This window comes from Geodermatophilus sp. SYSU D01119, assembly GCF_054049975.1.
Genome location: NZ_JBJGYL010000031.1, coordinates 30,395 through 52,222 on the forward strand (window position 1 = coordinate 30,395; position 21,828 = coordinate 52,222).

22 protein-coding genes are annotated in these 21,828 nt (G+C 73.9%); 17 read left to right on the top strand and 5 right to left on the bottom strand.

Features of this window, described 5'->3' with window-relative positions; all coding sequences use genetic code 11:
* Positions 1-19 precede the first annotated feature (19 nt).
* The 12 genes from ACI79X_RS19940 (at position 20) to ACI79X_RS19995 (ending at position 11,879) form a co-directional block, all read left to right on the top strand.
* Entirely contained in the window at positions 20-316 is a 297-nt protein-coding gene (locus tag ACI79X_RS19940) for a hypothetical protein (protein ID WP_457027159.1), read from the top strand.
* 175 nt (positions 317-491) lie between these two features.
* Complete coding sequence (locus ACI79X_RS19945) at positions 492-1,454, top strand: MBL fold metallo-hydrolase (RefSeq protein WP_457027160.1); 963 nt, start codon at positions 492-494, stop codon at positions 1,452-1,454.
* Between the two features lie 8 nt (positions 1,455-1,462).
* On the top strand, positions 1,463-3,079 hold the full coding sequence (locus ACI79X_RS19950) for an FAD-dependent monooxygenase (protein WP_457027161.1): 1,617 nt from the start codon (positions 1,463-1,465) through the stop codon (positions 3,077-3,079).
* 28 nt (positions 3,080-3,107) lie between these two features.
* Positions 3,108-4,313: a cupin domain-containing protein gene (locus ACI79X_RS19955; RefSeq protein WP_457027162.1), complete on the top strand. Its 1,206-nt coding sequence runs from the start codon at positions 3,108-3,110 to the stop codon at positions 4,311-4,313.
* Positions 4,310-5,149 carry a hypothetical protein gene (locus tag ACI79X_RS19960; RefSeq protein WP_457027163.1) on the top strand — a complete coding sequence of 280 codons (840 nt, stop codon included), beginning with the start codon at positions 4,310-4,312 and terminating at the stop codon, positions 5,147-5,149. Before ACI79X_RS19955 ends, ACI79X_RS19960 begins: the two co-directional genes overlap by 4 nt.
* Positions 5,146-6,360: a fumarylacetoacetase gene (gene fahA / locus ACI79X_RS19965; protein ID WP_457027164.1), complete on the top strand. Its 1,215-nt coding sequence runs from the start codon at positions 5,146-5,148 to the stop codon at positions 6,358-6,360. The genes ACI79X_RS19960 and fahA overlap by 4 nt, the downstream gene beginning before the upstream one ends.
* A 40-nt stretch (positions 6,361-6,400) precedes the next feature.
* A complete protein-coding gene (locus ACI79X_RS19970; protein ID WP_457027165.1) occupies positions 6,401-7,849 on the top strand; it encodes an aldehyde dehydrogenase family protein in 1,449 nt (482 codons plus the stop codon).
* Between the two features lie 32 nt (positions 7,850-7,881).
* Positions 7,882-9,006: an NDMA-dependent alcohol dehydrogenase gene (locus ACI79X_RS19975; protein WP_457027166.1), complete on the top strand. Its 1,125-nt coding sequence runs from the start codon at positions 7,882-7,884 to the stop codon at positions 9,004-9,006.
* A 133-nt stretch (positions 9,007-9,139) separates the two neighbouring features.
* Positions 9,140-9,832 (top strand): IclR family transcriptional regulator, encoded by a 693-nt coding sequence (locus ACI79X_RS19980; protein ID WP_457027167.1) that lies wholly within the window; start codon positions 9,140-9,142, stop codon positions 9,830-9,832.
* A gap of 1,079 nt (positions 9,833-10,911) precedes the next feature.
* Positions 10,912-11,184 carry a hypothetical protein gene (locus ACI79X_RS19985; protein WP_457027168.1) on the top strand — a complete coding sequence of 91 codons (273 nt, stop codon included), beginning with the start codon at positions 10,912-10,914 and terminating at the stop codon, positions 11,182-11,184.
* A gap of 147 nt (positions 11,185-11,331) precedes the next feature.
* Positions 11,332-11,607: a type II toxin-antitoxin system Phd/YefM family antitoxin gene (locus ACI79X_RS19990; protein ID WP_457027169.1), complete on the top strand. Its 276-nt coding sequence runs from the start codon at positions 11,332-11,334 to the stop codon at positions 11,605-11,607.
* Positions 11,604-11,879 carry a type II toxin-antitoxin system RelE family toxin gene (locus tag ACI79X_RS19995; protein WP_457027170.1) on the top strand — a complete coding sequence of 92 codons (276 nt, stop codon included), beginning with the start codon at positions 11,604-11,606 and terminating at the stop codon, positions 11,877-11,879. The genes ACI79X_RS19990 and ACI79X_RS19995 overlap by 4 nt, the downstream gene beginning before the upstream one ends.
* 199 nt (positions 11,880-12,078) lie before the next feature.
* Here ACI79X_RS19995 and ACI79X_RS20000 read toward each other — a convergent pair whose 3' ends face one another.
* Positions 12,079-12,798, bottom strand: coding sequence for an SDR family oxidoreductase (locus ACI79X_RS20000; RefSeq protein ID WP_457027171.1), 720 nt, complete (start codon positions 12,796-12,798; stop codon positions 12,079-12,081).
* An 82-nt stretch (positions 12,799-12,880) separates the two neighbouring features.
* Here ACI79X_RS20000 and ACI79X_RS20005 point away from each other — a divergent pair, with 82 nt between their 5' ends.
* Positions 12,881-13,459 (top strand): TetR/AcrR family transcriptional regulator, encoded by a 579-nt coding sequence (locus tag ACI79X_RS20005; protein WP_457027172.1) that lies wholly within the window; start codon positions 12,881-12,883, stop codon positions 13,457-13,459.
* A gap of 96 nt (positions 13,460-13,555) precedes the next feature.
* Here ACI79X_RS20005 and ACI79X_RS20010 read toward each other — a convergent pair whose 3' ends face one another.
* The 3 genes from ACI79X_RS20010 to ACI79X_RS20020 are packed head-to-tail and all read right to left on the bottom strand — an operon-like array spanning position 13,556 to position 17,045.
* A complete protein-coding gene (locus tag ACI79X_RS20010) occupies positions 13,556-15,106 on the bottom strand; it encodes an acyl-CoA synthetase (RefSeq protein WP_457027173.1) in 1,551 nt (516 codons plus the stop codon).
* Positions 15,103-16,221, bottom strand: a complete 1,119-nt coding sequence (locus ACI79X_RS20015; RefSeq protein ID WP_457027174.1) for a DUF5938 domain-containing protein — start codon at positions 16,219-16,221, stop codon at positions 15,103-15,105. Before ACI79X_RS20015 ends, ACI79X_RS20010 begins: the two co-directional genes overlap by 4 nt.
* 20 nt (positions 16,222-16,241) lie before the next feature.
* The gene (locus tag ACI79X_RS20020; protein ID WP_457027175.1) at positions 16,242-17,045 is read right to left on the bottom strand and encodes an SDR family NAD(P)-dependent oxidoreductase; all 804 of its coding nucleotides are present in this window, start codon (positions 17,043-17,045) and stop codon (positions 16,242-16,244) included.
* A 141-nt stretch (positions 17,046-17,186) separates the two neighbouring features.
* Here ACI79X_RS20020 and ACI79X_RS20025 point away from each other — a divergent pair, with 141 nt between their 5' ends.
* Positions 17,187-17,804 carry a TetR/AcrR family transcriptional regulator gene (locus ACI79X_RS20025; protein ID WP_457027176.1) on the top strand — a complete coding sequence of 206 codons (618 nt, stop codon included), beginning with the start codon at positions 17,187-17,189 and terminating at the stop codon, positions 17,802-17,804.
* 31 nt (positions 17,805-17,835) lie between these two features.
* On the opposite strand, the gene pdxR is transcribed toward ACI79X_RS20025, so the two are convergent.
* Positions 17,836-19,239: a MocR-like pyridoxine biosynthesis transcription factor PdxR gene (gene pdxR / locus ACI79X_RS20030; RefSeq protein WP_457027177.1), complete on the bottom strand. Its 1,404-nt coding sequence runs from the start codon at positions 19,237-19,239 to the stop codon at positions 17,836-17,838.
* Positions 19,240-19,307: 68 nt separating this feature from the next.
* Here pdxR and pdxS point away from each other — a divergent pair, with 68 nt between their 5' ends.
* The 3 genes from pdxS (at position 19,308) to ACI79X_RS20045 (ending at position 21,751) form a co-directional block, all read left to right on the top strand.
* On the top strand, positions 19,308-20,207 hold the full coding sequence (gene pdxS, locus ACI79X_RS20035; protein WP_457027178.1) for a pyridoxal 5'-phosphate synthase lyase subunit PdxS: 900 nt from the start codon (positions 19,308-19,310) through the stop codon (positions 20,205-20,207).
* A complete protein-coding gene (pdxT, locus tag ACI79X_RS20040; protein WP_457027179.1) occupies positions 20,204-20,872 on the top strand; it encodes a pyridoxal 5'-phosphate synthase glutaminase subunit PdxT in 669 nt (222 codons plus the stop codon). The genes pdxS and pdxT overlap by 4 nt, the downstream gene beginning before the upstream one ends.
* A gap of 81 nt (positions 20,873-20,953) precedes the next feature.
* Positions 20,954-21,751 (top strand): hypothetical protein, encoded by a 798-nt coding sequence (locus ACI79X_RS20045; RefSeq protein ID WP_457027180.1) that lies wholly within the window; start codon positions 20,954-20,956, stop codon positions 21,749-21,751.
* Positions 21,752-21,828: the final 77 nt, after the last annotated feature.

Consider the following 21,828-nt stretch of genomic DNA (forward strand, 5'->3'; position numbering starts at 1 on the left):
ACCTCCCGGAGGAATCCCCATGAAGCAGCACCTCGTCGAGTTCGTCCACATCCGCGTGCGGGAGGGGCAGGAGGAGGAGTTCCTGGCCAGCCGCCCGGGCGCCGTCGCAGCTGTCCAGGCCGCCATTCCGGGCTTCGTCGCCGCTCCGGTCATCGCCAAGGGCGAGGACGGCCTGTGGACCGACGTGTGGATCTACAACAGCGTCGAGCAGGCAGAGGCGGCCAACGCCAAGGCCGCCGGCATGCCCGAGTTCGGGCGGATGGCAGCCGTCAGCGAAGTCGTGTCCATCGACATGGCGTGGATGCCCGTCACCTGACCCCGGACTCCGGCGCCCGGGCTCCCACGACCTCTGTCGGGCGCCCGGGCGCCGCCGTTTCGCGACAGCGAGACCTCACGACCCCTTGTGTCGCAGGCCACCCCCGCCGTACGGTGAGACCGGTAGAAGAACGTGGCGTTCGTTTATCGGACAGCAACGGATCAGGAGAACCCTCATGGCAACCAAGCCCTTCGCCTCCTCCGCCGACCTCGGCGTCAAGGAGCAGACCCTCGAAGTGCTCGCCGACGGCGTGTACGCCCTGACCGCGGAGGGCGACCCCAACCTGGGCGCCATCGAGGGCGAGGACTTCCTCGTCTGCTTCGAGGCGCTGGCCACCCCGGTCGCCGCCCGCCGCTGGCTGACCAAGCTGCGCGAGCACACCGACAAGCCGGTCCGCTACCTGGTGCTGAGCCACTACCACGCCGTCCGCGTGCTGGGCGCCAGCGCCTTCGACGCCGAGGTGATCGTGGCCTCCGAGCAGACCAAGCGCCTGATCGAGGAGCGCGGCCAGCAGGACTGGGAGAGCGAGTACGGCCGGATGCCGCGGCTGTTCGAGGAGCCCGCGTCCATCCCGGGCCTCACCTGGCCGACGGTGACCTTCCGCGACAAGCTCACCATCGAGCTCGGCGGTGACCGCGGCGAGCTGGTCCTGGAGTTCCTCGGCCGCGGGCACACCGAGGGCGACATCGTCGCCTGGCTGCCCAAGCAGGAGATCCTCTTCGCCGGCGACCTGGTCGAGTCCCAGGCCGCGCTCTACACCGGCGACGCGTTCCACTTCGACTGGGCCGCCGGCACCCTCGACCGGGTCAAGGCCCTCGGCGCGCAGCAGCTGGTCGGCGGCCGCGGCAAGATCGCGCGCGGCCGCGAGGAGGTCGACGCCGCCGTCGAGCAGACCCGCGACTTCCTGCTCACCATGCAGCGCACCGTCGGCGACGTGCACCGCGGCGGCGGCACCCTCAAGCAGGCCTTCGAGGCCACCCACGCCGCGCTCGCCCCGAAGTACGGCAACTGGCCGATCTTCGAGCACTGCCTGCCCTTCGACGTCCAGCGCATCTGGGACGAGATGGACGGCATCGAGCGCCCCGTCATCTGGACCGCCGAGCGCGACCGCCAGGTGTGGGACGAGCTGCAGGGCTGAGGGCGACCGTGACCACCACGACGCAGATGACCCCGGAGAACGCCGGGGCCCCGCCGGTCGTCGTCATCGGCTGCGGCCCGGTGGGTCAGACCACGGCACTCCTGCTGGCCCGCTGGGGACTGCGCGTCGTCGTGCTCGACGGCCGTCCCGCCCGGGACCTGGTCGGCAGCAAGGCGATCTGTCAGCAGCGTGACGTCCTGGACGTCTGGGACGCCGTCGGTGTGGGCGCCGAGATCGCCCGCCGCGGGGTCACCTGGACCACCGCCCGCACGTTCCACCGCGACTCCGAGGTGTTCAGCTTCGAGTTCGCCGACCGCGGGCAGTCGCCGTTCCCGCCGTTCGTCAACGTCTCGCAGTGCCTCACCGAGGAGCTGCTCGACCGGGCGATCGCCGCCCAGCCGCTCATCGACGTCCGGTGGGGCCACGCGGTCACCGGCATCGACCAGGACGCCGCAGGGGTGTCGGTCTCCTGCGCCAACGGCGCGACGGTGTCCGGGAGCTACGCAGTGGCCTGCGCCGGCCCCCGTGCCGACGTCGTCCGCAGCGCGCTCGGGCTCTCCTTCGACGGGCAGACCTTCGGCGACCAGTTCCTCATCTGCGACATCCGCACCGAGCTGCCCGGGTGGGAGACCGAGCGGCGCTTCTACTTCGACCCGGAGTGGAACCCCGGCCGCCAGGTGCTCATCCACCCCTGCCCGGACTCGACGTTCCGGATCGACTGGCAGGTGCCCCCGGACTTCGACCTCGCCGCCGAGGAGGCCTCCGGCGGGCTCGACCGGCGGATCCGCCAGGTCATCGGCGACCGGGACTACGAGATCGTGTGGAAGTCGGTCTACCGGTTCCACTCCCGCGTCGTCGACCGGATGCGGGTGGGCCGCGTCCTGGTGGCCGGGGACGCCGCCCACCTGGTCTCCCCCTTCGGCGCCCGGGGCCTGAACTCCGGCGTCCTCGACGCCGAGAACGCGGCCTGGAAGATCGCCTTCGTCCTGCGCGGCTGGGCGCCGGAGTCGCTGCTGGACAGCTACCACGACGAGCGGCACGCCGCGGCCGTGGAGAACCTCGACGTCACCGGGGCGACCATGCGGTTCCTCGTGCCGGGCAGCGAGGAGGAGGCCCGGCACCGGCTAGAGGTCCTGGAGCGGGCCGCCACCGACCCCGCGGCCCGCGCGCAGGTCGACTCCGGCCGGCTGGCCGAGCCGTTCTGGTACGTCGACTCCCCCCTGACCACCCCCGACCCGGCTCGTCCGTTCCCCGGCCGGCCGGCACGCGGCGACGTCCCCGTCCCGGCCCCCGGCGTGCTGGTTCCGGACTTCCCGGTGACCGTGCCCGGTCGCCCCGACGTCGTCCGTCTGCGGCAGCTCGCCCGCGAGGGCGTGACCGTCCTGGTCGGGCACGACGCCGAGGTCCCCGGCCTCCCCACCGGCGACCTCCCCGTCGCGGTCCACCGCATCGCCGACCTCGACTCGAGCGGCCTGCTCGCCGAGGCGCTGGGCGCCCGTCCCGGTGAGACGTGGGTGCTGCGCCCCGACGCACACGTCGCCGCTGTCCTCGCCCGTGTCAGCGATGTCGCCCCTGCGGTGGCCCGGCTGCTCGCCCGTCCCGTCCCTGCTCCCGTCCCGGCCTGATCAGCACCCGTACCGAGGAGGCACTCCCATGGCGTTCTACCGGCAGGTGGGCGAGGTCCCGCCCAAGCGGCACACCCAGTTCCGCCGTCCCGATGGCGGTTTGTACTCCGAGGAGCTCGTCGGGGAGGAGGGCTTCTCCAGCGACTCCGCGCTGCTCTACCACCGCGGCATCCCCTCGGCGATCGTCGACGCCCGCCCGTGGGAGCTGCCCGACCAGACCCTCACACCCAACGCCCCGCTGACGCCGCGACACCTCAAGCTGCACGACCTGTTCCCCGGCGAGGAGCACAAGGCGACCGACGCCGTCACCGGCCGGCGACTGGTGCTCGGCAACGGCGACGTCCGGATCTCCTACGCCGTCTCCTCGGCGACCTCGCCGTACTACCGCAACGCGACCGGCGACGAGTGCGTCTACGTCGAACGCGGCACGGCGACGGTCGAGACGTCCTTCGGCGCCCTCGAGGTCGGTCAGGGCGACTACGTGGTCATCCCCCGCACCGTCACGCACCGCTGGATCCCGACCGGCACCGAGCCGCTGCGCACCTACGCCATCGAGGCCAACAGCCACATCGCCCCGCCCAAGCGGTACCTGTCGAAGTACGGGCAGTTCCTGGAGCACGCCCCGTTCTGCGAGCGCGATCTACGCGCCCCCACGGAGCCGCTGCTGGCCGAGGGCACCGACGTCGAGGTCTACGTCAAGCACCGCGGGAGGGGTCCGGGAGGACTCACGGGCACGGTGCACGTCGTCCCGGAGCACCCCTTCGACGTGGTCGGGTGGGACGGCTGCCTGTACCCCTACGTGTTCAACATCGCCGACTACGAGCCGATCACCGGCCGGGTCCACCAGCCCCCGCCGGTGCACCAGGTCTTCGAGGGGCACAACTTCGTGATCTGCAACTTCGTGCCCCGCAAGGTCGACTACCACCCCCAGGCCGTGCCGGTCCCCTACTACCACTCCAACGTCGACTCCGACGAGATCATGTTCTACGTCGACGGCGACTACGAGGCCCGCAAGGGCTCGGGCATCGGCAAGGGCTCGATCTCCGTGCACCCGGGCGGGCACAGCCACGGCCCGCAGCCCGGCGCCGTCGAGCGCTCCCTGGGCGTCGAGGCCTTCGACGAGCTCGCCGTCATGGTCGACACCTTCCGGCCGCTCGATCTCGGTGAGGGCGGGCTCGCCGTCGACGACGGCAAGTACGCCTGGAGCTGGTCGGGACGGGGTCCCTCGGCATGACGGCCCTGTTCACCGGGCTCTTCGACGACGCCGCGCTGTTCCCCCCGGGCAATGCGCCGATGGCTACCGCCGTCCCCGCGCACCGCCAGCTGCGGGCGCGCCTCGGTGACCTGGTGGGGCCATTCGTCGTCCCCGCCGCCCGGCTCGACGAGCTGGGCGCACACCTCGGTGACGGTGAGCCCTTCGGCGTCTCGCTGATCGCGGCGGCCGGCGACCTGCCGGCCGCCGCGGCCCGGGTGACCGCTGACCCCCGCCTGCGGCTGGCCGCCGTCGAGATCCCGGTCGTCGCGGACGCCGCCGCGGCCCAGGACGCCGTCGGAGGGCTCGACGCTGTCCTGCCCGCGGACGTCCCCGCCGCGGTGGAGGTGCCGCGCTCCGGTGCCCGCGACGACGTCCTGGACGTGCTCGCCGGCACCCGTTACCGGGCGAAGCTGCGCACCGGCGGTGTGCGCGCCGACCTGTTCCCCAGCCCGGAGGAGCTGGCGGCCACCCTGAGCGCCTGCGTCACCCGCGGCGTCGCGGTCAAGTGCACGGCCGGTCTGCACCACGCCGTTGCGCACACCGACCCGGCCACCGGCTTCCCCCACCACGGCTTCCTCAACGTGCTCGTCGCCGCGGACGCCGCGGCCTCGGGGGCCGCAGGAGCGGACGTGGCCCACTGGCTCGGCGAGGTCGACGCGGCAGCCCTCGTCTCCGCAGTGCGCTCGTGGCCGGACGAGCGCGGCGTCCGGGCCCGCGCCGTCTTCACCTCCTTCGGCACCTGCAGCGTGCTCGAGCCCGTCGACGACCTCGTCAGCCTCGGCCTGCTGCCCACACCGGATCGGATCCCCGCATGACCCAGCCCCCGACGACGTGGCTCGACCTCCCGCCCGACACCGGCTTCGGCGTCGACAACCTCCCCTACGGCGTCTTCTCCGACGCCTCCGGCCGCCGGCGCACCGGCGTCGCCGTCGGCGACCGGATCCTCGACCTCGCCGCGGTCACCGGTGACGACGTGCACGCCACCGGCACGCTCAACGCGTTCCTGGCCCGCGGTCCGCAGGCGTGGGCGGACTTGCGCGCGCAGCTGACCGGGTGGCTCACCGACGAGGCGCACCGCGACCGGGTCGAGCCGCACCTCCTCCGGCGGGACGATCTGACACTGCACCTGCCGGTCGAGATCGCCGACTACGTCGACTTCTACAGCTCACAGCACCACGCCGAGAACCTGGGCCGGATGTTCCGCCCGGACTCCGCGGCCCTGACGCCGAACTGGAAGCACCTGCCCATCGGCTACCACGGCCGCACCGGCACGGTGCAGGTGTCGGGCACCCCCGTGGTCCGGCCGAGCGGGCAGCGCAAGGCCCCCGCCGACGACGCCCCCACCTTCGGCCCGTCCCAGCGCCTCGACATCGAGGCCGAGATGGGCTTCGTCGTCGGCTCGCCGTCCGAGCTCGGCCGGCCGGTGCCGCTGACCGGCTTCGCCGACCACGTGTTCGGCGTCTGCCTGGTCAACGACTGGTCCGCCCGCGACCTGCAGGCCTGGGAGTACGTGCCGCTGGGCCCCTTCCTCGGCAAGTCCTTCCTCACCTCGGTCTCGCCGTGGATCGTGCCGCTGCCCGCGCTGGAGGCCGCTCGGGTCGCCCCACCGGCGCGCGACGTGCCGCTGCTGCCCTACCTCGACGACGCCGGAACCGAGCCGTGGGGCTTGGACATCGCGATCGAGGTCCGGCTCAACGGGGAATTGGTCTCCTGCCCGCCGTTCGGCCTCATGTACTGGACGCCGGCACAGCAGCTGGCCCACATGACCGTCAACGGCGCGAGTCTGCGCACCGGGGACCTGTTCGCCTCCGGCACCGTCTCCGGCCCTGCGAAGGACCAGCGCGGCTCGTTCATCGAGCTGTCCTGGGGCGGACGGGAGCCGCTCACTCTCCCCGACGGCACGACACGCACCTTCCTCGAGGACGGCGACGTCGTCACCCTCACCGCCACCGCCCCCGGCACGGGCGGCGGCCGCATCTCCCTCGGCGAGGTCACCGGCCGCGTCGAGCCGGCTCCCGCGCCATGAGCACCCCCACCGCACCCGAGCGACCCACCGGAGGACCGCGATGACCACTCCCACCGTGAGCGAGCCCGTCGACACCACCTCGGACACGCCGACCTACGAGCGCCTGCTCGCCGCCGTCACCGACGCCGATGGCCGCGAGGTCCTCGACCCCGCCACCGGTGAGGTCGTGGGCCGCGTCGCCGAGCGGTCAGCCGACGACCTCGACGCCGCCGTCGCGCGGGTCCGCGCCGCGCAGCCGGCCTGGGCCGCCCGCACCGACGCGGAGCGCATCGACCTGCTGCTGCGCGCGGCCGACGCGGTCGAGGCGGCCGCCGAGCCGCTGGCCGAGCTGCTCTCCCGGGAGCAGGGCAAGCCGCTCAACGGCCCCAACGCCCGCTTCGAGGTCGGCGCCTGCGCCGCCTGGCTGCGCGCGACCGCCGCCACCGAGCTGCCCGTGGAGACCGTGGTCGACGACGGCGAGACACACGCCGAGTTGCACTACCGGCCCGTCGGCGTCGTCGGTGCGATCGGCCCCTGGAACTGGCCGATGATGATCACGATCTGGCAGGTCGCCCCCGCCCTGCGGATGGGCAACACCGTGGTGGTCAAGCCCTCGGAGTACACCCCGCTGAGCGTGCTGGCCCTCGTGCACGTCCTGAACGGCGTCCTCCCGGCCGACGTGCTCAGCGCCATCGCCGGCGGCCGGGAGGTGGGCGCCCGCCTGTCGGGTCACCCCGGCGTCGACAAGCTCATGTTCACCGGCTCCACCGCCACCGGCCAGGCCATCATCAGGAGCTCCGCGGACACCGTGAAGCGGCTGACCCTCGAACTCGGCGGCAACGACGCCGGCATCGTCCTGCCCGACGTCGACCCCAAGGCCATCGCCGAGGGCCTGTTCTGGGGCGCGTTCATCAACACCGGCCAGACCTGCGCCGCGCTCAAGCGCCTCTACGTGCACACCGACGTCTACGACGAGGTCTGCGCCGCCCTCACCGAGGTCGCCCGTGCCATGCCGATGGGCCGCGGACTCGACGAGCGCAACGTGCTGGGTCCGCTGCAGAACAAGGCGCAGTACGACATCGTCGCCCGGCTGGTGGACGCCGCCCGGGAGTCCGGCGCCACGGTCCTGCTCGGCGGCAACCCCGACCCCGACGCCCCCGGCCACTTCTACCCCATCACCCTGGTGGCCGACATCGCCGACGACAACCCGCTCGTCGCCGAGGAGCAGTTCGGCCCCGCGCTGCCGATCATCCGCTACGACGACGTGGACTCCGCCGTGGCGATGGCCAACCGGCTCGACGTGGGCCTCGGTGCGTCGGTGTGGAGCAGCGACCGTGACGCCGCGCGCGCCGTCGCCGCCCGGCTGGAGGCCGGCACCGTGTGGATCAACGCCCACGGCGGCGTGCACCCGATGATCCCGTTCGGCGGGCACAAGAAGTCCGGCTACGGCCTGGAGTTCGGCGTCGAGGGCCTCAAGGCCGTCGCCGCCCCCCAGGTGATCAACGGCTGACCGCCGACCACTGCTCCGGAGGGAACACGCAAGTGCCCATCACCACCAAGGTGTCGCTGGTCCGCAAGGCCCCCGGCACCTACGAGACCGCCACCGTCGAGCTCGACGACCCCCGTCAGGGCGAGGTCACCGTCAAGATCGCCGCGTCCGGCCTGTGCCACTCCGACGACCACGTCGCCACCGGCGACGTCCCGGTCGGCATCTACCCCTTCGTCGGCGGCCACGAGGGCGCCGGCGTGGTCACCGCCGTCGGCCCGAACACCCCGGGGTTCGAGGTCGGCGACCACGTCGTCTTCTCCTTCCTGCCCGCATGCGGCAAGTGCGAGTTCTGTGCGCAGGGCCTGTCCAACCTGTGCGACCTGGGCGCCTCGCTGCTCACCGGCGCCCGCGCCGAGGACCCGACGTCCTTCCGGATGACCGAGAACGGCCAGCCCGTCGGGCAGCAGTGCGGCATCTCCACCTTCGCCGAGTACACGACGGCCTCGGTCGACTCCGTCATCAAGATCGACAAGGACATCCCGCTGAAGGCCGCGGCGCTGGTCGGCTGCGGCGTGCCCACCGGCTTCGGGTCGGCGGTGAACTCCGCGAACATCAAGCCCGGTGCCACGGTGATCGTCATGGGCATCGGCGGGATCGGCGCCAACGCGCTGCAGGGCGCGGTGCACGCCGGCGCCAGCACGGTCATCGCCGTCGACCCGGTGGAGTCCAAGGCGGAGTGGGCCCAGCAGTTCGGCGCCACCCACTTCTTCACCGGCATCGAGGAGGCCGCCGACTACGCCCGGTCGATCACCAACGGGCAGGGCGCCGACGCCACCATCGTCACCATCGGCGTGGTGCAGGGCGAGCACGTCGCGCAGGCGCTGGCCAGCATCCGCAAGGCCGGCACCGTGGTCCTCACCGGCCTGGGTGACCTGACCGCCGTGGGCGCCCCGATCGCGCTCGGGGACCTGACATTGATGCAGAAGCGGCTGCAGGGCTCGCTGTTCGGGGAGTCCAACCCCCGCCACGACGTGCCCAACCTGCTGCGCATGTACCAGGCCGGTCAGCTCAAGCTCGACGAGCTGGTGACCACCGAGTACACCCTCGATCAGGTCGCCCAGGCCTACGAGGACATGCACGCCGGCCGCAACATCCGCGGCGTCATCGTCTTCGACTGACCGTCCCCGCGAGTCGTACCGCCCCGGCGCCACGAGGCACCGGGGCGGTACGACACCACGGTCTCCGCCGCCGTCCGGCCTGCCGGCGTCGCGACCGTAGGCTGGGACCACCGGATCGAGGAGGCGACGGACCATGGCGGCCGACGAGGGCGCAGGTGCGCCGCAGTCCCAGACGCTGGATCGAGGACTGCGCATCCTCGAACACCTGGCGACGGTCGCGGCTCCCCAGCCGATCGCGGAGGTCGCCCAGTCCGTGGGCCTGCACCGCTCCATCGCCTACCGGCTGCTCCGCACGCTCGAGGACCACCAACTCGTGGAGCGGGACCCCGTCGGTCACTACCGCCTGGGCCTCGGCATGGCCGCGCTGGCCCGTGGCGTGCGGACCGATCTGCAGACCGCTGCCCTCCCCCACCTCAACGCCCTGGTCGCGGACCTGGGCATGACCGCGTTCCTCGTCGTCCGGGCCGGCGACGAGGCCGTGACCGTCACCAGCATCGAGCCCCAGACCTCATCGGCCCACGTCGCCTACCGGCCCGGCATCCGCCATCCCGTGGGCCGTGGGGCGCCGGGACTGGCGCTGCTGATCCCCGAGCCCGCCCGGGCCGACGACCGCCAGGAACTCACCGAGGCACGCGCACTGGGGTGGGCCACCTCGCACGGTGAGGTCATCCCCGGGTTCCGCTCCGTGGCCGCACCCGTCCTCGGGCCGGACGGCGGCGTCCGCGGCGCGCTCGCCGTCGTGTTCGTGGACGACGCGGTCGACACCACCGAGATCGGTCCGGTCGTGGTCGCGGCGGCCGCTCGGGTCGGTGCGCGGCTGCGCTGAGCGCCGGCTCGGATCCGCGTCGGACGCCGCCCGCGCTACGACGCTCAACCCGCGATGTGGCCACTCGCCGCGTGACGACGCAGGCGGATTGGCCGGCTCCGCGCGCTGCGCGCGGACGCAGCTCGCCACGTCGGTGCACGCCGAGCGCTCGCGGCCCTCAAGGCCTCCTTCGCCACGCGGATCCTGTGGTTGAGCCGTGCTCCACCGAGGTGAGCGGCACGACCCTGACCTGCGCTTCAACTCCACTGGAGCCTGCACGGGCACGAGGCGACACACCTCATGCACTCGGCGCACCGCAACTCGTCGGACGGGTTGCCGGAGGTCGCTGCTGACGCTGATCGCATGTCGGGCGGACGCAGCACCAGGGACCGGGCGCAACGGCGGGACGCCGAACGACGACGGCGGGACCGGACCGGACATCGGGCTGCCCCCGACCCGTCTGCACGGGCCGAGGTGCCGGCGCGCGATATGCCGGATGCCGGTGCCCGGCGCCGAGCGGCGGTGTCCTGCGCCTGGTGCGGCAGTGCGATCACGCCCTGGTCCCGCGGGCCCATCCCCAAGTGGTGTTCCGTCAACTGCCGGCGCCGCGCCTGGGAGCAGGCCCGCGCGGCGGGCTCGGGTCGATCAGCTGTCGAGGTGGTCGAGCGGCGGGTGGAGGTCCCGACGGTGACGGCCCCGACTCGTCGCGACTGGGGACCGCTCCTGGCGGAGCTGGCTCGCCAGCTCGAGGACGGCCGCGTCTACGAGCGCGACCTCACGGCACTGGGCACCGCCCTGTCCACCGTCCTGGAGGCGTACCACCGCCGGCCGTCCGTCCGTGACCGGTCCCGGAGCGGAGCCCTCCCCCACCTGCGGTGAAACCCGCCCGCGAAGCGCTCTTGTCAGCTTGTTCCGGCCGTGACGGCTGTCCCCAGCCGCCCTCCAGCGAAGACACGTACTGGAGAAGGGGATGACCTCAGGGACGCCCGGTGGCCGCCCGTAGGAGCCACTGCGGAAAGGCAACAGCTCCGGTCTCCAGTCCGACAGTTGCTCCAGCGTCACCGGAGGCCGGCCGGAGGCACGACCGCACCCTCGGTGCCATGCCGGCCGACCGCTCGCTCATCGCGCGCCTCGCCGCGCACGAGTCGTGGGCCAGGACCGCCGACCCCAGCGCCCGGACGGAGCCAGCACGCCGCGCGATGCTCGACCGCTTCGAGCGCCCGGTCGACCCCGACGGCGTGCTGTCCCCAGAGGAGCGGGCACGCCGCGCGGCGCACGCGCGCAAGGCCTACTTCACCCGCCTCGCCTTGCGATCGGCCCAGGCACGACGCAAGCCCTCGTCGACCGGCGCCCATGAGGACGACAGCCACTAGACGCCGCAGTACCACCGCGCCTGTCGTCCTGATCGCTGCGCGCGCCGACCAAGGGCCGACGCGGCCCCGTGCGAGAGCTCACCCCCATCCCCAGCGGACTCGCCGAACTCCTTGACCGCAATAGGCGACCTGACCACAATTAGGGTCATGACGACGCAGTCGCTGGCGGCGGTCAAGGCCCATTTCAGCCAGGTCATCGACGAGGTCGCCGGCACGCACGAACGCGTCACCGTCACCAGGAACGGCAGCCCGGTCGCGGTCATCCTCGCCGTCGAGGACTACGAGTCCCTGGTGGAGACCCTGGAGATCCTCTCCGATCCCCGAGCACGCTCGGACATCAGGCAGGCCGAGGAGACGATGGCCGCCGGTGAGGTCTACGGCGAGGCCGAGGTGCGGGCCGCACTCGCGGCCCGCCGGCGGTGACCGACCTTCCTCGGTTCACCGTCGTCCTCTCGGCAGCGGCCACGCGCGCCATCGAGCACGATCTCCCCGAGCCGGTGGCTGTCGCGGTCGTCGACTTCCTCTTCGGGCCGCTGGCCGCGAACCCCTACCGCGTCGGGAAGCCGCTGCGCTTCGATCTCGAGGGCTACTGGTCCGCGCGTCGGGGCCAGTACCGCGTCATCTACTCGATCCACGACGACGAGGTCCTGGTCAGGGTCGTGCGGATCTCACACCGCGCCGACGCCTACGGCTGACCGACATTCCGTGCCGGTCAGGGCGCGACAACTCGCCCGATAACCTCCCCCCATTCGCTCACCCGCGACCTGCGCTTTCACCGCTCTGAACAGCGCTTTCGGGTTTCGCTCCCCGAAGATGCCGGGCGAGCCGATGCGGGTGCAGCCCAGCCGCGCCCGGAAGCCCGAGCCCGCCGCCGACTGAGCCGGCGCCGGCCGTTCACCGCGTCCCGAGGGCGGAGAACAGCCGGTCGTACCGCTGCTCCGGGTCCAGCGGGAGCCCGGCCTTGACGAAGCGCGCCCAGTCGTCGGCCAGCACCTCCTGCGCGCCCGACTCGACGGCGTCGAGGGCGGCGCCCACCAGCACCGACGGCGCGATCTTCGGTGCCTGCAGGCCCCGGGCCATGTCGGTGTCGACCAGGCCCATGTGCACGCCCACGACGTGCGTGCCCTGGGCAGCGAGCTCGAGGCGGGTGCTGTCGGTCAGCATCCAGGCCGCGGCCTTCGACGCGGCGTAGGCGCCGGAGCCCGGGGCGGTGAACCAGGACAGCGCGGAGACGACGTTGAGGACGGCCCCGCCTCCGTTGGCCCGGAGGACCGGCGCGAACGCGCGGGTCATGAGCAGCGGGCCGTAGAAGTTCGTGTCCATCTCCCGCCGGATGGCCGCCTCGTCGCCGCTGACCAGCGCCGTGCCCGTGGAGATGCCCGCGTTGTTGACCAGCACCTGCACGTCGCCGGCCGCGCGGGCGGCGGCCTCGATCTGGCGGGGGTCCGTGACGTCGAGCTCGATCGTCTCGACGCCGTCCGCGCGCACGGTGCGCACGTCGCGGGCGGCGGCGTAGACCTTGGCGGCCCCGCGCTCGACGAACTGGGCGACGAACTCGGCACCGATCCCCCGGTTGGCCCCGGTGACCAGCACCACCGCGTCCTGCAGCCTCATGACGACCTCTTTCTGTAGCGATCACTATGGATTGCGGCGACCGTAGCAGGTTCCATAGCGATCGCTACGGTATGGTCGCGGAGTGGCAGGGAGACCGCGGAGCTTCGATCGCGACACGGCGCTGGCCGCTGCCGTCGAGCAGTTCTGGCGCTCGGGCTACGAGGGCACCTCGATCGCGATGCTGACCGGAGCCATGGGGGTGACCCCACCCAGCCTCTACGCCGCCTTCGGCGACAAGGAGACCCTCTTCGCGGAGGCCTCCGCCGAGTACTTCCGCCGCACGTGCGAGGGCGTCGACCGCGCGACCGCCCTCCCGACGGCACGCGAGGCCGTCGCCCGGATGCTGGACGACACCGCGCGGGCGCACACCGACGCGTCGACGCCGCCGGGCTGCCTGGTGCTGACCGAGCCCCGCCTCGCCGCCCAGCGGGCGGACCTGCACGAGCGGCTCAGGGGACGGCTCGACCAGGGGGTGCGGGACGGCGACCTCCCGGCGGGCACGGAGACCGACCGGCTCGCCTCCTTCCTCGTGGCGGTCATGCGCGGCATGTCCGGGTGCGCCCGGGACGGGGGCACCGCCGAGGACCTCCTGGCGATCGCCGAGATCGCGCTGACCGCCCTGCCGGGGGGCGAGGCGCCCGGACCGACACCGGTGGGCTGAACCTCCAGCCCGGGAACCAGCCGGTCCTGCTGGCCCACCGCGACCTTCGTGCACCGGAACTCGCGCCCGTCGGCGCATCGACCGGACGGATCGCGCTCAGGCGAGCAGGCGGGCCCGGACGTCGGGTTTGAGCACCTTCCCGATCTTCGAGCGGGGCAGGTCGGCCCACACCTCCACCTGCTTGGGGGCCTTGACCGGGCCGATCCGGTCCCGGGCGAACGCGCGCAGCTCGCCGGGGTCGAGGTGCACGCCGGGTCGGGCCTGCACGACGGCGACCACCCGCTCGCCCCACTTGTCGTCCGGGAGCCCGAGGACGGCACAGTCCTGGACACCGGGGTGCGTCATCAGGACCCGCTCGACCTCGGCCGAGTACACGTTGAAGCCGCCGCTGATGATCATGTCCTTGGCCCGGTCCACCAGGTAGAGCCAGCCGTCGTCGTCGAGGTAACCGATGTCGCCGGTGTGGTGCCACCCGAACCGGGAGGCCTCCGTGGTGGCGGCCGGGTCGCGGTGGTAGCCGTCCATCACGAGCGGACCGCGGACCACGACCTCGCCCCGCTCGCCCGGGGGCAGGAGCCGGCCCGCGGCGTCCATGATCCCGACCCGGGTGAGCGGGGTCGGGCGGCCGGCGGAGTGCAGCCGCTCGCGGGCGACGCTCCCGTCGGGGCGGAAGTGGTCGGCGGGCGCCATGGTCGAGACCATCATCGGCGCCTCGGACTGGCCGAAGAGCTGGCCCATCACCGGCCCGATGCGGGTCAGCGCCTGCTCGAGCCGGTCGGCCGAGATCGGGGCGGCGCCGTACCAGAGGCACTGCAGTGACGAGAGGTCCGCCGAGTCGAGCTCCGGGCGCTCGAGCAGCATGTAGACCAGCGTGGGCGGCAGGAACGCGTGGGTGACGCGGTGCCGCTCGACGAGTGCCAGGAACTCGCCGAGGTCGGGCCGCGGCATGACGACGACCTCGCCGCCGAGGGCCATCACGGGGAAGCACAGCACTCCCGCGGCGTGGGTCAGCGGGGCCAGCGCGAGGTACCGCGGTCGGCCGCTGAACGGGTAGCTCATCAGCGTCAGCGCCGCCATCGTCTCCAGGTTGCGGCCGGTCAGCCGCACCCCCTTCGGGCGCCCCGTCGTCCCGCCGGTGCCGACGAGCACGACGACGTCGTCGGGCGGCGAGAGCCCCTCCTCGGGCAGGTCGACGCCGTCGGCGTCGTCGAGCCAGGCGGCCAGGGACGGGTCACCGCCCCCGGGCCCGTCCTCGTCGCCGTCGAGGCGGACCAGGGTCGTGAGCCCGGGCAGCGCGTCCCGGACCTTCGTGACCAGCGGCGCGAAGGCGGCCTGGTAGAGCAGCACCGAGCACCCGAACAGGTCGAGCAGCTCGCGGTTCTCCCCGGCCTCGTTGCGCGGGTTGACCGGGCACCACACCGCGCCGGCGCGGGCGATGCCGAAGACGCACGCGAACGCCGTCGGGTCGTTGGCCGACAGGACGGCGACGCGATCGCCGGGGCGGGTGCCCGAGCGCACCAGCGCCCGGGCCACCCGCCGGCTGAACGCCTGGACCTCGCCGTAGGACGTCGGCCGCCCGTCGACGGTCAGGCACGGAGCGCCGGCGCCGAGGTCGGCGCCCTTGTCGAGGTAGGCGGTCAGGCTCATCGGTGCTCGGTCACCACCGGGTCGAGGACGAGGCCGAACTGACGCAGCACGCCCAGCAGCTGCCGGTGGCCGAAGGCCTGGCAGCCGGAGGCGAACCCGGCGCGCAGCGGGGGCTGCTGCAGCAGCGACATCGCGCACCAGGCCTGCAGGAGGCCCGTCTGCTTGTAGTTGCTGTTGCCGTGGATGACCACGTGCTTGCGCCCGAGCGGACCGGAGGCGTGCACCGAGTCGACGGAGATGTTCAGCCGCGGGTTCTCGCGGGGCGGCATGCCGGTGGCCCACTGGTCGGCGATGGCCGCCAGCGCGTCGTCCCACTGCTCGCGGGGCAGCGTCTTGACGTCGCTCTCCACCGCCGCGGTGGTGGCGACGACGGCCTCCATGACCGGCCGGTTCATGACCCCGCCCTGCACCTTGACGTTGGCCACCCGCGGGTCGTCCTTGAACCACACCGGGTGGCTGGTGCCGCCCCACGGCACCGTCAGGCCGAGCTCGTGCTGGCCGGGGACCACGACGTCCCACCTCGAGAGCGGGTCGAGCTTCACGTACTGGTTCTCCTGGAGGTGGAACCAGTCGGCCTTGAGGATGGTGAAGATCGTCTGGGTGGAGGCGTAGGTGGGGAACCCCTTCCACAGGACGAGCACGTCCAGGGTGTCCAGGCCCGGCGTCTCCAGGGCGATCTGGGCGGCGATCTCGCCGGTCGTGTACATCTGCGCGATGCCCGGGGCCAGCAGCAGCCCCTTCTCCCGGAAGTCCGCCGCGAACCGGTCGCGGACCGCCATCACCCAGTCCTGCTCGCCCGTGGTGTCCAGGTAGTGCGCGCCCGTCGCCAGGCACGCCTCGGCGACCTCGGAGCCGAGCTTGATGAACGGGCCGACGGTGTTGCAGACGACGCGGGCGCCGTCGAACAGCTCCGTCAGCGCCTCGACGGTGTGCTCCACCTCGACGATGTCGTGGTCGGCGGTCTCGATCCCCGGGATCCTCCCGACCACCTCCTGCAGCAGGTCCTTGTTCCGGCCCGCGGCGACGAACGGGACGTTCAGCTCGCGCAGGTACTCGCAGATCAGCCGGCCGGTGTAGCCGGAGGCGCCGTAGACGACGACGGGCTTGGTGCTCATGGTCGGATCCCCTTCTCTGCTCAGGAGCCCATGCCGCCGTCGACGGCGAGGCCGGTGCCGTTGACGAAGCGGGAGGCGTCGGAGGCGAGGAAGACCACGGCGTCGGCCATGTCGGCCGGCTCGCCCAGGCGGCCGGACGGCGTGAGCGCCACGACGGCGCCGACCGCCTCCTCGACGCTGGGGAACAGCCCCAGCTCGGCGCAGTCGACGGCGAGCTTCATGCCCATCTCCGTCGGGACCAGGCCCGGGTAGACGCAATTGACGCGCACGCCGTAGCCGAGCTTGCCGGCCTCGGCTGCGGCGATCCGGGTCATCCGGTCGATCGCCGACTTGCTCGCGGAGTAGCCGGCGATGCCGGGGAAGGCGATGGTCGCCGCGACGCTGGCGATGTTGACGATCGACCCGCCGCTCCCGGCCGCCCCGCCGGGGCGCATCGCGCGCAGGCCGTGCTTCATGCCGAGGGCGGTGCCGACGACGTTGACGTCGAGCATGCGGCGCAGGTTCTCCGGGTCGAGGTCCACCACCAGCTCCGTGACCTCGATGCCGGCGTTGTTGACCAGGACGTCCAGACCGCCCAGCTCGGCGACGGTCTCCGCGATCGCCGCCTCCCAGCTCGCCTCGTCGGTGACGTCGAGGTGGGTGAAGGCCGCCTTGCCTCCGTCCCCCGCGATCTGCCGGGCCGTCTCCGCGCCGAGGTCGTCGAGGACGTCCCCGATCACGACCGACGCGCCCGCGCGGCTGAGCGCCTGCGCCATCGCCTGCCCGAGGCCCCGCGCTCCCCCGGTGACCAGTGCCCTGCGTCCGTCCAGCTCTCCTACCGACATGCCGGTGTCCTTCCTCGTCGAAGCCCGGTGTGACGCCGGTCATGCTGGTGCTGTGTCTGGACAGTCGTCAAGACTTCTCTTGACGACTGTCCAGAGTCCGCGCCGGGCCGGTAGCATCCGCGGACACGAGGAGGAGGACGCGTGACGGCAGCAGCACACCGCCCGGGTCGTCGGCCGGTGGACAAGGTCGCCGCCCGGCGCAGCGAGCTGGCCGCCGCGGCGCTCAAGACGCTCGCCGAGCGCGGGTACGCGCAGACGGGCCTGCGCGACATCGCCCAGAACTCGGAGTTCTCCCACGGCGTCCTGCACTACTACTTCGCGGACAAGACCGACCTGATCACGCACTGCGTGCGCGAGTACAAGGAGCAGTGCGCGACCCGGTACGACGAGGTCGTGGCCACCGCGACGACGGCCGAGGACCTCGCGGCCGGCTTCCTGCGGAAGCTGGCGGAGACGCTCACCGGCGAGGCGCCGATGCACCGCCTCTGGTACGACCTGCGCAACCAGTCGATGTTCGAGCCGGCCTTCCGGGCCGACGTCGCCGAGATCGACCTGCTGCTGGAGCGGATGATCGAACGGGTCGTCACCCGCTACGCCGAGCTCTCCGGGCGGACGCCTCAGGTCGCCCCGCCGGTCCTGTACGCGGTCTTCGACGGCCTGTTCCAGCAGGCGCTCCTCCGCCAGCTGGCCGGGGACCCCTCGGCCGCCGGCGACCTCCGGGCCGCCGTCGGCCAGGTGCTGCCGCACCTGGTCCGCTGACGCCGGCCGGCGACGGCCCCGGCACCCGGCGTCAGGCGCCGTCGAGCAGCTCCGACAGGACGGCGAGCCCGCGGCGCAGCTCCAGGTCGGTCGGGGCGCCGTAGCCGAGCACCAGCCCCGGGAACGCCGGCGGTCCGGCCGAGTAGTCGGCGAGGTCGGCGACGACGACCCCGCGGCCGGCGGCGGCGCGGACGAGCGCGGCGGCGTCGGCGCCCGGGCGGAGGTGGACGACGACGTGCAGGCCACCGTCGAGCGCGCCCAGGGTGACGTCGGGCCGCTCCCCGAGCGCGGCGACGACCATCGACCGGCGGTGGTTGTAGTGCCGCTGCGCCCGCGCGGTGTGCCGGGCGAGGCCGCCGTCGGCCAGGTAGTGCGCGAGCGCGGCCTGCTGCACGCCCGACACGGGCGAGTCCAGCAGCGTGCGGGTGGCGCGCAGCCGCTCGCCGAAGGCGCCGCGCGGCACCATCCAGCCGCAGCGCAGCCACGGGCTGAGCGTCTTCGACCAGCTGCCGACCAGCACCACGTCGGCGGGCGAGGGCAGGGAGGCCATGGCCGGCAGCGGCCGGCGGCGGTGGCGGAACTCGCTGTCGTAGTCGTCCTCGAGCACGACGACGCCCTGCACCGCGGCCCACCGCAGGAGGTCCACCCGCTCCTGCACCGGCATCCGGCCGCCCAGCGGGTACTGGTGCGACGGGGTGAGCAGCACCGCGTCTGGCGCCGGGGACAGCGCGCGCAGGTCGGCGACGCGGGGACCGTCGGCGTCCACCGGCAGGGGCACGACGACGGCGCCCGCGGTGGCCAGCACCCGCCGGGCCGCCGGGTAGCTGGGGTCCTCGACCACGACCCGCGGCCGGCGGCCCGGCGACCCGAGGACCGTGACGGCCAGGGCGAGGGCGTCGCTGGCGCCGGCGGTGACGAGGACGTCGTCGGCGCCGGCCTCCACCCCGCGCACCCGGCGCAGGTAGACGGCGACCGCCTGCCGCAGGGCGGGCAGCCCGAGCGGGTCGGGCGGCCCGGCCGGGAGGTCGTCGGCCACGGCCCGGCGCCAGGCGGAGCGCCACTCGGCGTCGTCGAGCAGCCGGGTGGCGGGCCGCCCGGGGGTGAGGTCCACGACGTGCCCGGCGGCCGGGGACGACGGCTCGGGCCGGGCCGGCGCGGGGCGGGCGACGGTCACGTCGGGGCGGACGGCGACCACCGTCCCGCCGCCCCGCCGCCCGGTCGCGAAGCCCTCCCCCACCAGCTGCTCGTAGGCGGTGACCACCACGCCGCGGGACACCCCGAGGTCGGCGGCGAGGGCGCGGGTGGACGGCAGCGTGTCCCCCGGACCCAGCGCCCCGCCCAGCACGGCGGCCCGCACCGACGCCGCGATCTGCACGCTCAGCGGCGTCCCGGCCGCCCGGTCGACGGGGACGAACAGGTCGCCGGTGTACGCCACTTGGTCCTCCCGCATCCGCCCGGTTTGGACTGCTGCCAGGACCAAAGCATGGCGCACCGTGGGCGACCATGAGCGAGCAGACTCCCTTCGTCACCGGCACCGACCGCGTCAAGCGCGGCCTGGCCGAGCAGCTGCGGGGCGGCGTGATCATGGACGTCGTCACGCCCGAGCAGGCGCGCATCGCGGAGGACGCGGGCGCCGTCGCCGTCATGGCGCTGGAGCGGGTGCCCGCCGACATCCGCGCCCAGGGCGGCGTCGCGCGCATGAGCGACCCCGAACTGGTCGAGGGGATCGTCGCGGCCGTCTCCATCCCGGTCATGGCCAAGGCGCGGATCGGCCACTTCCTCGAGGCGCAGGTGCTGCAGAGCCTCGGCGTCGACTACGTGGACGAGTCGGAGGTGCTCACCCCGGCCGACGAGGAGCACCACATCGACAAGCGCGCGTTCACCGTGCCCTTCGTCTGCGGCGCCACCGACCTCGGCGAGGCCCTGCGCCGGGTCGCCGAGGGCGCGGCGATGATCCGCAGCAAGGGCGAGGCGGGCACCGGCAACGTCGTCGAGGCGGTGCGCCACATCCGCGCGATCCGCGGCGGCATCCGCCGGCTGGCCGCGCTCGACGAGCAGGAGCTGTACGCCGCGGCCAAGGAGCTGCGCGCGCCGCACGAGCTGGTCGCCGAGGTGGCGCGCACCGGCCGGCTGCCGGTCGTGCTCTTCACCGCCGGCGGCATCGCCACCCCGGCCGACGCCGCCCTGCTGGTGCAGCTCGGCGCCGAGGGCGTGTTCGTGGGCTCGGGCATCTTCCGGTCCGGCGACCCGGCCCGGCGCGCCGCGGCGATCGTGCAGGCCACCACCTTCGCCGACGACCCCGACGTCGTCGCCAAGGTGTCCCGCGGGCTGGGTGAGGCGATGGTCGGCATCAACGTGGACACGCTGCCGGAGTCGCAGCGCCTCGCCGGCCGCGGCTGGTGAGCGCGCCGCGCATCGGCGTCCTGGCGCTGCAGGGCGACGTCCGCGAGCACCTCGCCGTCCTGGGCGGGCTCGGCGCCGACGCGACGCCGGTCCGCCGCCCGGCGGAGCTGGCCGGCCTCGACGGGCTCGTCCTGCCCGGCGGGGAGTCGACCACGATGACCAAGCTCGCGGTGCGGACCGGCCTGTTCGGCCCGCTGCGCGAGGCGGTCGGCTCGGGGCTGCCGGTCTACGGCACCTGCGCCGGGCTGGTGCTGCTGGCCCGCCGCCTCCTCGACGCCCCGCCGGACCAGCCGACGCTCGGCGTCCTCGACGTCACCGTCCGCCGCAACGCGTTCGGCCGGCAGGCGGAGTCGTTCGAGTCGCCGGTGGCCGTCGCCGGCGTCGCGGGCGGGCCGGTGACGGCGGTGTTCATCCGGGCGCCGTGGGTGGAGTCGGCCGGGCCGGGGGTGGAGGTGCTCGGCCGCGTCGAGGACGGGCCGGCCGCGGGCCGTGCCGTGGCGGTGAGGCAGGGCGACGTGCTGGCCACCAGCTTCCACCCGGAGCTGACCGGCGACGACCGGGTGCACCGGCTGTTCGTCGACCTGGTGCGCGAGCGCCGCGCGAGCACGCTGCGCGACCGGGAGCAGCCGGGCGGTCGCCGCCGTCCGCGTGTCGCCACCGCCTGAGCCGCTCCGGCGGCCGCACGCCCCCTCCCGACGAGACGGCCAGGTATCCCTTGCCCGCCCTGACCCCGGGAGAGGAGCCCCATGGCCCGCGAGCTCGACGCACGCACGGAGGGCGTCCTCTGGGGCGCCACCGCCCTCGCGGCCCTCGGCGTGGTCCTCGTCCTGCTCCTGGCCGGCGGTGGCGACCTCCCGGCGGGCGCGCCGGTCCCGCGCGCGGCCGACGCGGCCGCTCCGGAGGCCGCCGGCGACCCCGGCCCGGCGCCCGCGGAGGACGGCGCGGGAGGCGGCGCAGCGGCCGACGCGCCCGCTGATCCGCCCCTTCCCCCGGCGGACGGCGGCGCGCCCACCCCGGTAGCCGTGGGCGACCCCGACGACGGGGGCGGCGTCACCGGCTCGCGGGCCGCCCCCGCCCGCTCGCCCGCACCCCAGGCGCCCGGCGCCGCCGGGCAGACCGCCGGCCGGACGACCGCCGGCACCTCCTCGCCCCGCCCGGGCTCCCCGGCACCGGGACCCGCGCAGGGCCCGGTCACCTCGCAGCCCGGCCCCTCCACCCCGCCGCCCACGACGACGCCGCCCACGGGCAGCCGCCCGCCGACGACCCCGCCGACGTCCCCCACGACGACGCCGCCCCGGACGACACCCCCGACCACCACGCCACCCACCACCCCACCCACCCCGCCTCCCACCACCCCACCCACCCCGCCGCCGACGACGCCCGCGCCGCCCACCACCACAACACCGCCTCCCACGACCACCACCCCGCCGCCGACCACGACGCCGCCCGAGGAGGAGCCCCCGGCCGAGGAGCCCCCGGCCGAGGAGCCCCCGGCCGAGGAGCCCCCGGCCACGACGCCGGGTGAGGTGCCGCCGGAGGGCTGACACCGCCCCGCACCCCGTCTGCACCACCCGTCACACGAGACGACAGGTTCCTGTACGGCTCCGTTCCCGTGCCGCAC

What these genes read in the sequence shown, in the direction of transcription:
- ACI79X_RS19940 (WP_457027159.1), top strand. Translation starts at nt 20, where the DNA reads ATGAAGCAGCACCTCGTCGAGTTCGTCCACATCCGCGTGCGGGAGGGG.
- ACI79X_RS19945 (WP_457027160.1), top strand. Translation starts at nt 492, where the DNA reads ATGGCAACCAAGCCCTTCGCCTCCTCCGCCGACCTCGGCGTCAAGGAG.
- ACI79X_RS19955 (WP_457027162.1), top strand. Translation starts at nt 3,108, where the DNA reads ATGGCGTTCTACCGGCAGGTGGGCGAGGTCCCGCCCAAGCGGCACACC.
- ACI79X_RS19960 (WP_457027163.1), top strand. Translation starts at nt 4,310, where the DNA reads ATGACGGCCCTGTTCACCGGGCTCTTCGACGACGCCGCGCTGTTCCCC.
- fahA (WP_457027164.1), top strand. Translation starts at nt 5,146, where the DNA reads ATGACCCAGCCCCCGACGACGTGGCTCGACCTCCCGCCCGACACCGGC.
- ACI79X_RS19970 (WP_457027165.1), top strand. Translation starts at nt 6,401, where the DNA reads ATGACCACTCCCACCGTGAGCGAGCCCGTCGACACCACCTCGGACACG.
- ACI79X_RS19980 (WP_457027167.1), top strand. Translation starts at nt 9,140, where the DNA reads ATGGCGGCCGACGAGGGCGCAGGTGCGCCGCAGTCCCAGACGCTGGAT.
- ACI79X_RS19985 (WP_457027168.1), top strand. Translation starts at nt 10,912, where the DNA reads ATGCCGGCCGACCGCTCGCTCATCGCGCGCCTCGCCGCGCACGAGTCG.
- ACI79X_RS19990 (WP_457027169.1), top strand. Translation starts at nt 11,332, where the DNA reads ATGACGACGCAGTCGCTGGCGGCGGTCAAGGCCCATTTCAGCCAGGTC.
- ACI79X_RS20000 (WP_457027171.1), bottom strand. Translation starts at nt 12,798, where the DNA reads ATGAGGCTGCAGGACGCGGTGGTGCTGGTCACCGGGGCCAACCGGGGG.
- ACI79X_RS20010 (WP_457027173.1), bottom strand. Translation starts at nt 15,106, where the DNA reads ATGAGCCTGACCGCCTACCTCGACAAGGGCGCCGACCTCGGCGCCGGC.
- ACI79X_RS20015 (WP_457027174.1), bottom strand. Translation starts at nt 16,221, where the DNA reads ATGAGCACCAAGCCCGTCGTCGTCTACGGCGCCTCCGGCTACACCGGC.
- ACI79X_RS20020 (WP_457027175.1), bottom strand. Translation starts at nt 17,045, where the DNA reads ATGTCGGTAGGAGAGCTGGACGGACGCAGGGCACTGGTCACCGGGGGA.
- pdxS (WP_457027178.1), top strand. Translation starts at nt 19,308, where the DNA reads ATGAGCGAGCAGACTCCCTTCGTCACCGGCACCGACCGCGTCAAGCGC.
- ACI79X_RS20045 (WP_457027180.1), top strand. Translation starts at nt 20,954, where the DNA reads ATGGCCCGCGAGCTCGACGCACGCACGGAGGGCGTCCTCTGGGGCGCC.